The sequence below is a fragment of the Pseudomonas sp. CGJS7 genome, from assembly GCF_036961695.1.
In genome coordinates this window covers 1-9,571 of sequence record NZ_JBAMDI010000223.1, presented here as the reverse complement: position 1 = coordinate 9,571, position 9,571 = coordinate 1, and the positions used below count along the sequence as shown (strand labels likewise).

The following is a 9,571-nucleotide window of genomic DNA, read 5'->3' as shown; positions in this document are numbered from 1 at the left end:
GATGCAACGCGTCCAGGCCGTCGATCAAACGCGCCCGCGCTTGCTTCTTGCGATGCCGGCGCATCGCCACGAACGGCAGGCTCAACACCTTCCACACCAGCCACAGCGCCAGCAGCGCGCCGATCAGCATCAGCAGCGCCTTGGGCACGTTGGTCAGATAATTGACCCCGCCGTAGGTCACCACCACCTTGCCCGGATCCTGCACCAACAGTTGCGCGACCAAGGCGCCGACCAGCGCCAGCACGATCCAGAACAACAGATTGCGGAACAGATTCATCGCGGCGCCTCCTTAGGCCCGGTCAACGCGCATAGACATGGCCCGATCGATCCAGCGATCAATGGGCGGTGCGCAGCTGACGCAACTGCTGCAGTGTGGTGCCGAGGGTCGGAACCGTGAGTGAAAGCGGCAGCGCCGCCATTTCGCGCAGCGCGGCCAGTTGCCGGTCCTGCGCGGCCGACGGCGCCGACAAGCGCTGCACCCAGCGCTCGGCGCGCTTGAGCGCGATCCGGTAACCCTGGACGTCGCGGCGTTCGGCTGCGGCGCGAGCGAGCGAGATTTCCAGCTGCAATCCGGCCAGCGCGGCGGCGCGGTCGCTGGGGTGCGAGGCGACGGTGCGATCCACCGGCTGGGTTTCGATCAAGTTGCCGAACGCGCGCTGCCACCACGGCGTCGGCGCCGGCGCGGCGCGCTTGGCGGTTTCTTCCGGCAGGCTCAGCGTTTGCGCCAGCGCGTCGAGTTTGGCCATCGCCTGCATCCGCGGTTCGATCCCCAGTTCCTTGAGCGCGGCGGTTTCCTGCAGCAGGGTCTGGCGCAGGCTCAGATAGGCCGGGTCGTCGACGCCGTCGAGCGCGCCGCCGGCCAGCGCGTAGGCGCGGCGCGCGCCTTCCAGGTCGCCGGCGATCAGCAGGCGTTGCTGGCCCAGGGTCAGCAGCAATTCGGTTTCGTCCAGGCGCATGGCCTGGGCGCCGTGGCGGTCGGGATCGGCGAGTTTGGACACGCTGTCCTCGATCAGCGCCGCGCGCTGGCCGATGCCGTGCAATTCGTCGCGCAGCACGCGGTTGGTGCTGTCGGCCTGGACGATCCGGCGGTTCTGCGCTTCCTGGGTGGTGCGCAGGGTGCTCAGCCGCTGATCCAGCGCCTCCAGGCGTTGATCGGCGTCGGCGGCGGCTTCGCGCTCCAGGGTTTGGCGCTGCTGCCACTGGCGCCAGCCGAACCAGCCGCCGGCGGCGGCGATCAGCACCAGGATCAGCAGCCACAGCCAGGCGTTGGAGCCGCGGCGCGGGGCGGGGGTGGCGGTCGGGGGAGTGGACATGGAGTTCGGTGGCAGGGATTCGAAAGGCTCGCTCATGGCCCGGTCATGCTACCGGATGCGGGCATCAAGACTGCCTTGACGCGGTTGGCGATCGCGCCGGCCGGGGGCGGCCCGCGACCGCCGATCCGCCGTCGCCGGCTCAGTCCCGGCCCGGCGCGCCGAAGCGTTCGCCGTAACCGGCCAGCAATTGCGCCGCGCTCGGGCCGGCGGCGACCGCGACATCGGCGAAACCCGATGCGCGCGCCAGCTCGGCCAGGCGCTGGCTGGCCGCGCTCACCCGCGCGCCGCGCAAGCGCTCGATCGCCTGCGCCGGCAATTGCGCCAACACCCGTTGCAAGGCTTCGCCGCTGGACAGCGCCAGCACCGCGGGCGCATCGAGCGCGATCAAACGTTCGATTTGATGACGCGCAAGCGTCGCCGGTTCGCGCAGATAAATATCCGCGCGCAACACCTGCGCGCCGCGCGCGCGCAACGCCGGCTCCAGCACACCGCGCCCGCCCGGTGCGGTCAGCAAACCGACCATCGTGTCCTGCAACGATTGCAGTTGCGACAACGCGAGCAAACCTTCGCTGTCCATGCGTTCGGGCCAGAGCGCATCGGCGATGCCGAACTCGCGCAACGCCGCCGCGGTGGCGGCGCCGACCGCATACCAGCGTTGTCCCGCTGCGGGCACTGTCGGCAAGGTGTGCGCGCCGCGCCGATCGTGCGCATGCAGATCGCGCAACGCGCGCACTGCGTTCGGGCTGGTGACCAGCACATGCGCCGCGTTCAATGCAGCGGCCAAGGCGGCGCGCGAGGCGGCGGTGTTCTGGGTACGGATCGACCACGGCGACAACGCAATCAATGCGCCGGCGTATTGCGAAACGATGTCGCACAAGTCGTCGTGCTCGTCGCTAGGTCGCAACGAGATCACGTACCATCGCGGCGGTCGCAGCGGCTCGCGGCTCATGCGATCAGCTTCGCACAGCCCGCGCATCGGCGGCAGTCGCGGATCGTCGCGGCGCCGCCCGCTCCCATTCCCCCTCGCTACCGCAGTCTTCGATCGATGAGCACAGACGCCGCCCTGCAACGCCTTCATCAGCACTATCAATCCATGCCGCCGGTCGCCGCGATGCAAGTCAGCATCGCCGCCTACGACGGCCAGCGCCTGCAACTGCACGCGCCGCTGGCGCACCACATCAACGACAAGGGCTGCGCCTTCGGCGGCAGTCTGGCCTCGATGATGACCCTGGCCTCGTGGGGGGTGATGTCGCTGGGCATCGAGAACGCCGGCCTGCGCGCCGACGTCTACGTCGCCGACAGCCAGACCCGTTATCTGGCCCCGCTGTTCGCCGATCTGGACGTGCACGCCCAGCTCGCCCCGGAGGCGGATTGGCGCAGCTTTCTGAATACCTTGCGCGATCGTGGCCGCGCCCGTACCTCGCTGATCGCGCGCGCCTTGCTGCCCGAGGGCGGAGTCGCGACCGAGTTCACGGCCCGCTACGTGGCCATCGCTAAGCCCTGACGCGGCGGGTAGGATGCACGCCGAACGTTCCCCTGAGTCGGAGTCCGCGATGCGCCTGCTGAAGTTCGTGCTGCTGTCCTGCCTGTTCGCGTTCGCCCTGGCCGGCTGCCAGACCACCGGCACCCAGAACAACAAGATCACCGAGCAGCAGTACGCCTATTCCGCGGCGATCCGCTGGGGCGATTTCGAAGGCGCGGCCAACCTGATCAAGCCCGAACTGCGCAAGAAACTGGCGCCCACGCCGATCCAGCTGGAGCGCTACAAGCAGATCCAGGTCTCCGGCTACAACGACGCCGGCAGCGAAATGGACAAGAAAAGGGGCACCGCGGCGCGGGTGGTCAACATCAACGTGATCAACCGCCACACCCTGGCCGAGCGCAGCGTGCGCTACATCGAGGCCTGGGAGTGGGATCCGGAAGCCAAGACCTGGTGGCTGATCAGCGGCCTGCCGGATTTCTGGGAAGGTCAGTAACCGAGCTTTCCCTTCTCCCGCTCGCGGGAGAAGGTGCCCGCCAGGGCGGATGAGGGCGCACGGACCGCCGGGCCTTCACCCCAAGCCTCTCCACAAGCGGGAGAGGGAGCCAGCTTTCCCTTCTCCCGCTTGCGGGAGAAGGTGCCCGCCAGGGCGAATGAGGGCACGCGGGCCGTCGGGCCCTCACCCCAACCCACCCCGGCCCGAACGCCTAGCGTTCGGGCGTTCGGTGCCGCGCGAGCCAATGGCTCGCAAGCGCGGCCCCTCACCCCGCAAGCGGGAGAGGGAGCAAGGCTCGCGTTTTGCGCCGCGGCGCGCCCTGGGCGACAATCGCGGCCCCGCGTGGGCCGTGCCGGCCTCGCCCCGATTCGCCCCGTGCGTGAGTCCCGATCCGTGAGCTTTGATGAACTGCTGGCGTTCGCCGGCCGCCACCTGTACCTGTCGCTGGGCTTCGTCGGCCTGACCCTGGCATTGATCTACACCGAAATCGCCCGCCTGTTCCGCGGCTACAAGGCCCTGCGCCCGGCCGAGCTGACCGCGCTGATCAACCGCGACAACGCCCTGGTGATCGACCTGTCGGCCAGCGGCGAGTTCGAAAAGGGCCACATCGCCGGCAGCCGCTCGGTCCAGCCGAGCCAGTTCGACCCGGAAAGCAAGCTGCTGGCCAACGCCAAGCAATTGCCGGTGGTGGCGGTGTGCCGCAACGGCCAGGCCTCGGCCGACGCGGCCAAGCGCCTGAAGAAGGCCGGGTTCGAGCAGGTCTATTGGCTCGAAGGCGGCGTCCAGGCCTGGCAGCAGGCCGATCTGCCGCTGGTCAAGGGCCGCAACTGAGCCCGGCGCTGTCGCGCCTTCGCCATCGGCCGCGCCTAGGCTGCAGCGCGGATGGCGCGGGCCGGTGAGCACAAAACCGATCCAACGCCGCCGTCGCGACGGCGGTCCGCGATTTTGTGCGGTGGTTCCGCCCGGCACTTGATTGGCCCGGCGGCCGCCTCAATCCAAGCTGCTCCATCGTCGATCCATGCCGCACTCGCTTCCGGCCGGCCGTTTGGTCCCGGTCCGCGCGAGCGGGCATAATCGGCCTCTTTTCCGAAATTCATTCCGCTGGGGGAGTCACCCGATGTCCGAAGAAAACGTCAACGGCGCCGAAGCGCCGGCCGAAGCCGCAACCGGCCCCGCATTCACCGTCGAGAAGATCTACGTCAAGGACGTCTCCTTCGAGGTGCCCAACGCGCCGGCGGTGTTCGCCGAAGCCGCCCAGCCGCAGTTGCAGCTGAACCTGGCCCAGAACGTCCAGCGCGTCGGCGAGAACGCCTTCGAAGTCGTGCTCGGCGTGACCCTGACCTGCACCGCCAACGACAAGCCGATGTACCTGGCCGAAGTGAAGCAGGCCGGCGTGTTCGGCCTGATCGGCTTCGACGGCCAGACCCTGGACGCGATGCTCGGCACCCACTGCCCGAACGTGCTCTATCCCTATGCCCGTCAGCTGATCAGCGACCTGATCCAGGCCGGCGGCTTCCCGCCGTTCTTCCTGCAGCCGATCAACTTCGACGCGCTGTACGCCGAAGGCCTGCGTCAGCGCGGTCAGGGCGAGAGCCTGGCCGACGCGGAAACCGTCGGCAACGCTTGAGCCTGACGCCTCGGGCCCGGCGCGCATGAGTTCGCACAACGCCAACCCGCCCAAGCCGCGCATCGCGGTGTTGGGCGCCGGTTCCTGGGGCACCGCTCTGGCGGCGCTGATCGCCCGGCACGGTCATCCGACCGTGCTGTGGGGCCGCGACGCCGACGGCGCCGCGGCCATCGATACCCGGCACGAAAACCCGCGTTATCTGCCGGGCATCGCCTTGCCCGAATCCTTGCGCGCGACCACCGACCTGGCCGCGGCGATGCAAGACGCCGATCTGGTGCTGGTGGTGGTGCCCTCGCACGCCTTCGCCGAAACCCTGCGCTCGCTGGCGCCGTACCGCCCCGCGCACGCGGGCGTGGCCTGGGCGACCAAGGGCTTCGAACCGGGCAGCGGGCGTTTCCTGCACGAGGTCGCCGAAGAAGTGCTCGGCGCCGACGTGCCGCTGGCCGTGGTCACCGGCCCGTCGTTCGCCAAGGAAGTCGCGCAAGGCCTGCCGACCGCGTTGACCGTGCATTCCGACGACGCCGAGTTCGCTCAGGCGGTCGCCGACGCGCTGCACGGCCCGGCGTTTCGCGCCTACACCGGCGACGACATGCTCGGCGCCGAGCTCGGCGGCGCGATGAAGAACGTGCTCGCGGTCGCCACCGGCGTCGCCGACGGCATGCAACTGGGCTTGAACGCGCGCGCCGGTTTGATCACCCGCGGCCTCAACGAAATGCTGCGGCTCAATCAGGCCATCGGCGGCCAGCCGGAAACCCTGATGGGTCTGGCCGGTCTCGGCGATCTGGTGCTGACCTGCACCGGCGATCTGTCGCGCAACCGCCGCCTGGGCCTGGCCCTGGGCCGCGGCCAATCGATCGAAGACGCGGTGCGCGAAATCGGCCAGGTGGTCGAGTCGGTGCAGACCGCCGACGAAGTCATGCGCCAGGCCGAACGCCACGGCATCGAATTGCCGATCTCCAGCGCGGTGCGCGCGGTGCTGCACGGACAGATCACCCCGTCCGACGGCTTGCGCAAGCTGCTCTCGCGCGAACAGAAGCCCGAATACCCGAGCGACTTGTTCGGTTGAGCCTCGGCTGAGATCGCGCCGGCCGTTCGGCCGCGCGACACCTTCCCATCCCGACAGCACGCGCCTTGCGCAGGCAAGACGCGCGAGCAGCCGTGTCCGCTGAAAGCCGCCAACCCACCGCGCAACCCCACCATCGTCATTCCGGCGAAAGCCGGAATCCCTTTTGATTCTGCTCTTGCCGACGACCTTCCTATCCCGACAGCACGTGTCTTGCGCAGGCAAGGCGCGAGCGGCCGTGTCCGCTGAAAGCCGCCAACCCACCGCGCAACCCCACCACCGTCATTCCGGCGAAAGCCGGAATCCATTTTGATTCTGCTCTTGCCGACTCAGGCCGACCGATCTCGCTGACGGCTCCAAAACCAAACGCAAAAAAAGGGCCCGACTTTTCAGCCGGGCCCGATCGCGACGTTTCGAGGGGAGAGAGAGAAAGAATCGCGATTGTTGCTAGGTTCGATCGGTAGCGCTTTCTTTAGAAGCTGAAGCGCGGTCCGATGAAGAACTCTTTTTCGCCGCCATCGATGAACTTGGCGTCGGCGGTGATGCCCCAGCTCTGGTTGAACTTCACCTGGGTGCCGATGCGGCCGTAGAACTTGCCGTCGTAGTGCTTGTCGTAGTCCTGGTAACCGGCGAAGGCATAGCCTTCCCAGTTCGGAGCCAGCGAACCGCGCACGCCGGCTTCCACGCTGCCGCCCTTGAGCTTGTCGTCGCCGAACATGCGGTTGTCGAACTTGTGCTGCTCATAGGCGATGCGGGTGACCAGATCCACGCGCTTGCTCAGCTCGTGGTTGTAACCCACGCCGACGCGCCAGGTGTCCAGATCGGTGCTGGGGACGGTGAAGCTGTTGAAGCGGATCGAATCGGTTTCCTGCTTGGTGTAGTCGCCGAAGACGTGGAAGTTCGGCAGGAACGCGTAGGAACCGCCGATCGCCCAGCCGTCCGCATCGGCATAGCTGTTCTTGGCGTCGAGCTTGGAGTAACCAGCTTCGACATAGTTGTACGAAATGCCTTCTGCGGCCGAAGCGGACAACGGCAGCGCAGCGGCGAGGGTCAGGGCAAGCAATGCACGCTTCATAAGGTCTAGCCTCTTATTGATTTTATTTCCGGGTCCACGCGCCTCGGGGTTAAGGCGTCCATGTGGATTCGGTGTGCGCAGTATCGTGACTGCGCTTCAATCGAAGCTGAATTTATCGGGGTTTTTTACAGGAACTAAACGTTCTGTTTACGGTACTTGGACATTTTTCTAGCCCAGAAGTAACGGAAAACAAGGGGTTTTTCGCAGCTCGCCCAGCGCAGGCTTGCTCGCTGCTGAACATGCGAGCCGGCACGATCGGCAATATCGCGTCGAACCTCACAGTGCAGCGCAAGCAGCGGATAGTTGTCACTGGCGCGCGTGGCGATGATGGCGGTCACTTCATCGCGAGCGATTGTATGAACGCAAACGCAACGGCGCCGACGCATGCGCACGATTATCCGAGCGATCCGTTCGGATCGACTCAAGAGCGTATCGAAACCTACGACTGGAACGAGATCGCTGCGCAACTGGACCGATCCGGCCGCGCGCTGTTGCCGGGTTTGCTGACGCCGGCGCAATGCCGGTCCGTCGCCGCGGGCTACGACGAAGAGGGCTTGTACCGCAGTCGGGTGGTGATGGCCCGGCACGGCTTCGGGCGCGGCGAGTACCGTTACTTTCGCTATCCGTTGCCGCGGCTGGTGCAAGGGCTGCGTGAGCGTCTGTATCCGTGGCTGGCGCCGATCGCCGCGGATTGGAACCGGGCGATGGGCGTGGATATCGACTATCCCGCCGATCTGGACGGATTCCTTTCCCGCTGCCACCGCGCCGGCCAATCGCGGCCGACGCCGCTGCTGCTGCGCTACGCAGCCGGCGACTACAACTGCCTGCATCAGGATTTGTACGGCGAACATGTGTTCCCGTTGCAGGTAGCGATCTTGTTGTCGCAACCCGGGCGCGATTTCGAAGGCGGCGAGTTCGTGCTGACCGAACAGCGCCCGCGCATGCAGTCGCGGGTCGATGTGGTGCCGTTGGCGCAAGGCGATGCGGTGGCGTTCGCGGTCAACCAACGGCCGGTGCGCGGCGTGCGCGGCTACTACCGGGTGAGCATGCGCCACGGCGTCAGCGCCTTGCATGGCGGGCAGCGGCATACCTTGGGGGTGATCTTCCACGACGCGAACTGATCGCGAATTGCGAATGGCCGACAACGTCGAAGCGGCGGCGATACGGACAGCGCCGTCGCGTTCGCGCTTGAATCGCGAGTTGATTCACTTTCGCAGCAATCGCTTTTGACCGTCCCGCCGGCGTGCCGGCGTTGGCTATGAAGTCGCGGCCCGACTCGCTGCAATGCGGGCGCGCCGCCGACACCGCGACGATCCGACCGTGCGGTGCGCCATCGCGCGCCGCGACGGCAGCGCCGTGGCTCATGGACGCAACGCTTACAGGGAGCACGCACATGGCTTTGCAGGATCAGGCCTATATCCGCCGCGAATTGGACTTTCCCGGCGCGATCGCCCAGGGCGCCAGCGGCGCGGCGGTCAAACGGATTCAGGAGTGGCTGGGCTATCACGGCAACGGCACGCCGATCGACGGCAAGTTCGGTCCGGCCAGCAATCGCGCGCTGGAAGCCTTCGCCCAACGCAAGCAACTCGCGTACGCCGGCGCGTTGAATCCGGCGGTGTGGGCGGCGCTGGTCGATCCGCTGGCGCGGATCGTCGGCTTGCACGCCAGCGCGCCGAACAAACCGTATCCGGCCTTGGTGCGTTGGTTCGCCGAGCAGCACCTGGCCGCGCATCCGGTCGAGTTGGGCGGCGCCAATCGCGGGCCGTGGGTGCGCGCGTACATGAAGGGCAGCGACGGCGACGCGATGCTGTGGTGCGCCGGTTTCGTCAGCTTCGTGTTGCAACAGGCGGCGGAGAAGGCCGGGCGCAGCGCGCCGATCGCCGGCAGCTTCGGTTGCGACGAACTGGCGCGGCAGGCCAAGGCGGCCGGGCGATTCGTGCCGGGCAAGTCGGTGACCGGCGGCGATCCGGGCTTCGCCGCGCTCGGCGCGTGCGGGATCTTCCTGGTGCGCAAGACCGCCAGCGACTGGATCCACACCGGTTTCGCCTTCGACGGCGATGGCGAGAGCTTCCTCAGCATCGAAGGCAACACCGACCACAAGGGCTCGGCCAACGGCTTCGAAGTCGCCCGGCGCACCCGGCGCAGCGGGGCCAACGATTTCATCCGGCTGGGGTAGCCGCGTTCGCCCGACCCCAGTCGCCCCAAAGGTTCTCGATGCCTGGCTTGCGGCGAGTCGGTTGAGCCGTGTGCGGCGGACAGCCAGCGGCCTGGCGTAGTCGAACCGAATGTGCCGAATCGGCGTCGCCGCTCGCGCGGCGGCGCGACTTCGCCGTGCGCGCCGATAACGCCTGGGCAGAAGCTCATTCCCAATCGTCCAGACGGAAGCGCCCGACGGCGTATTGACGCGGTCTTCACTGCGACTTACATTGCCGAGTAAATGAAATGATATATCGTTTCATTTCACATTTCGCTCGGGGTAAGGATCACGGTGGATACGCGCAGTCAGGGGCGCCGCGG

The 9,571-nt window shown here is 67.2% G+C and carries 12 protein-coding genes; 7 read left to right on the top strand and 5 right to left on the bottom strand.

All coding sequences use genetic code 11. From position 1 onward, the window contains the following. From V7787_RS51190 to V7787_RS51180, 3 genes are all read right to left on the bottom strand, one after another. The coding region (locus V7787_RS51190; protein WP_336095194.1) for a heme biosynthesis HemY N-terminal domain-containing protein at nt 1-277 on the bottom strand (277 nt) is incomplete at its 3' end. A gap of 58 nt (nt 278-335) precedes the next feature. After that, nucleotides 336-1,313, bottom strand: a complete 978-nt coding sequence (locus V7787_RS51185) for a hypothetical protein (RefSeq protein ID WP_336095193.1) — start codon at nt 1,311-1,313, stop codon at nt 336-338. Between the two features lie 139 nt (nt 1,314-1,452). Further along, on the bottom strand, nt 1,453-2,226 hold the full coding sequence (locus tag V7787_RS51180) for a uroporphyrinogen-III synthase (RefSeq protein WP_336095192.1): 774 nt from the start codon (nt 2,224-2,226) through the stop codon (nt 1,453-1,455). 132 nt (nt 2,227-2,358) lie between these two features. Between V7787_RS51180 and V7787_RS51175 the strand changes: the two genes are divergently transcribed. From V7787_RS51175 to V7787_RS51155, 5 genes are all read left to right on the top strand, one after another. Next, complete coding sequence (locus V7787_RS51175) at nt 2,359-2,817, top strand: YiiD C-terminal domain-containing protein (RefSeq protein WP_336095191.1); 459 nt, start codon at nt 2,359-2,361, stop codon at nt 2,815-2,817. Nucleotides 2,818-2,866: 49 nt separating this feature from the next. After that, entirely contained in the window at nt 2,867-3,289 is a 423-nt protein-coding gene (locus V7787_RS51170; protein ID WP_336095190.1) for a hypothetical protein, read from the top strand. A 393-nt stretch (nt 3,290-3,682) separates the two neighbouring features. Then, nucleotides 3,683-4,120 (top strand): rhodanese-like domain-containing protein, encoded by a 438-nt coding sequence (locus tag V7787_RS51165; RefSeq protein ID WP_336095189.1) that lies wholly within the window; start codon nt 3,683-3,685, stop codon nt 4,118-4,120. 286 nt (nt 4,121-4,406) lie between these two features. Continuing rightward, nucleotides 4,407-4,916 carry a protein-export chaperone SecB gene (gene secB / locus V7787_RS51160; RefSeq protein WP_336095188.1) on the top strand — a complete coding sequence of 170 codons (510 nt, stop codon included), beginning with the start codon at nt 4,407-4,409 and terminating at the stop codon, nt 4,914-4,916. 25 nt (nt 4,917-4,941) lie between these two features. Then, entirely contained in the window at nt 4,942-5,982 is a 1,041-nt protein-coding gene (locus V7787_RS51155; RefSeq protein ID WP_336095187.1) for an NAD(P)H-dependent glycerol-3-phosphate dehydrogenase, read from the top strand. 469 nt (nt 5,983-6,451) lie between these two features. On the opposite strand, the gene V7787_RS51150 is transcribed toward V7787_RS51155, so the two are convergent. Then, nucleotides 6,452-7,054 (bottom strand): porin, encoded by a 603-nt coding sequence (locus V7787_RS51150; RefSeq protein ID WP_336095186.1) that lies wholly within the window; start codon nt 7,052-7,054, stop codon nt 6,452-6,454. A 134-nt stretch (nt 7,055-7,188) separates the two neighbouring features. Next, a complete protein-coding gene (locus tag V7787_RS51145; RefSeq protein ID WP_336095185.1) occupies nt 7,189-7,392 on the bottom strand; it encodes a hypothetical protein in 204 nt (67 codons plus the stop codon). An 18-nt stretch (nt 7,393-7,410) separates the two neighbouring features. On the opposite strand from V7787_RS51145, the gene V7787_RS51140 reads away from it, so the two are divergent. Together V7787_RS51140 and V7787_RS51135 are read left to right on the top strand one after the other, a co-directional pair. Next, nucleotides 7,411-8,175 (top strand): 2OG-Fe(II) oxygenase, encoded by a 765-nt coding sequence (locus V7787_RS51140; protein WP_336095184.1) that lies wholly within the window; start codon nt 7,411-7,413, stop codon nt 8,173-8,175. Between the two features lie 272 nt (nt 8,176-8,447). Then, nucleotides 8,448-9,230: a peptidoglycan-binding domain-containing protein gene (locus V7787_RS51135; protein WP_336095183.1), complete on the top strand. Its 783-nt coding sequence runs from the start codon at nt 8,448-8,450 to the stop codon at nt 9,228-9,230. Nucleotides 9,231-9,571: the final 341 nt, after the last annotated feature.

What these genes read in the sequence shown, in the direction of transcription:
- V7787_RS51140 (WP_336095184.1), top strand. Translation starts at nt 7,411, where the DNA reads ATGAACGCAAACGCAACGGCGCCGACGCATGCGCACGATTATCCGAGC.
- secB (WP_336095188.1), top strand. Translation starts at nt 4,407, where the DNA reads ATGTCCGAAGAAAACGTCAACGGCGCCGAAGCGCCGGCCGAAGCCGCA.
- V7787_RS51150 (WP_336095186.1), bottom strand. Translation starts at nt 7,054, where the DNA reads ATGAAGCGTGCATTGCTTGCCCTGACCCTCGCCGCTGCGCTGCCGTTG.
- V7787_RS51170 (WP_336095190.1), top strand. Translation starts at nt 2,867, where the DNA reads ATGCGCCTGCTGAAGTTCGTGCTGCTGTCCTGCCTGTTCGCGTTCGCC.
- V7787_RS51155 (WP_336095187.1), top strand. Translation starts at nt 4,942, where the DNA reads ATGAGTTCGCACAACGCCAACCCGCCCAAGCCGCGCATCGCGGTGTTG.
- V7787_RS51185 (WP_336095193.1), bottom strand. Translation starts at nt 1,313, where the DNA reads ATGTCCACTCCCCCGACCGCCACCCCCGCCCCGCGCCGCGGCTCCAAC.
- V7787_RS51175 (WP_336095191.1), top strand. Translation starts at nt 2,359, where the DNA reads ATGAGCACAGACGCCGCCCTGCAACGCCTTCATCAGCACTATCAATCC.
- V7787_RS51135 (WP_336095183.1), top strand. Translation starts at nt 8,448, where the DNA reads ATGGCTTTGCAGGATCAGGCCTATATCCGCCGCGAATTGGACTTTCCC.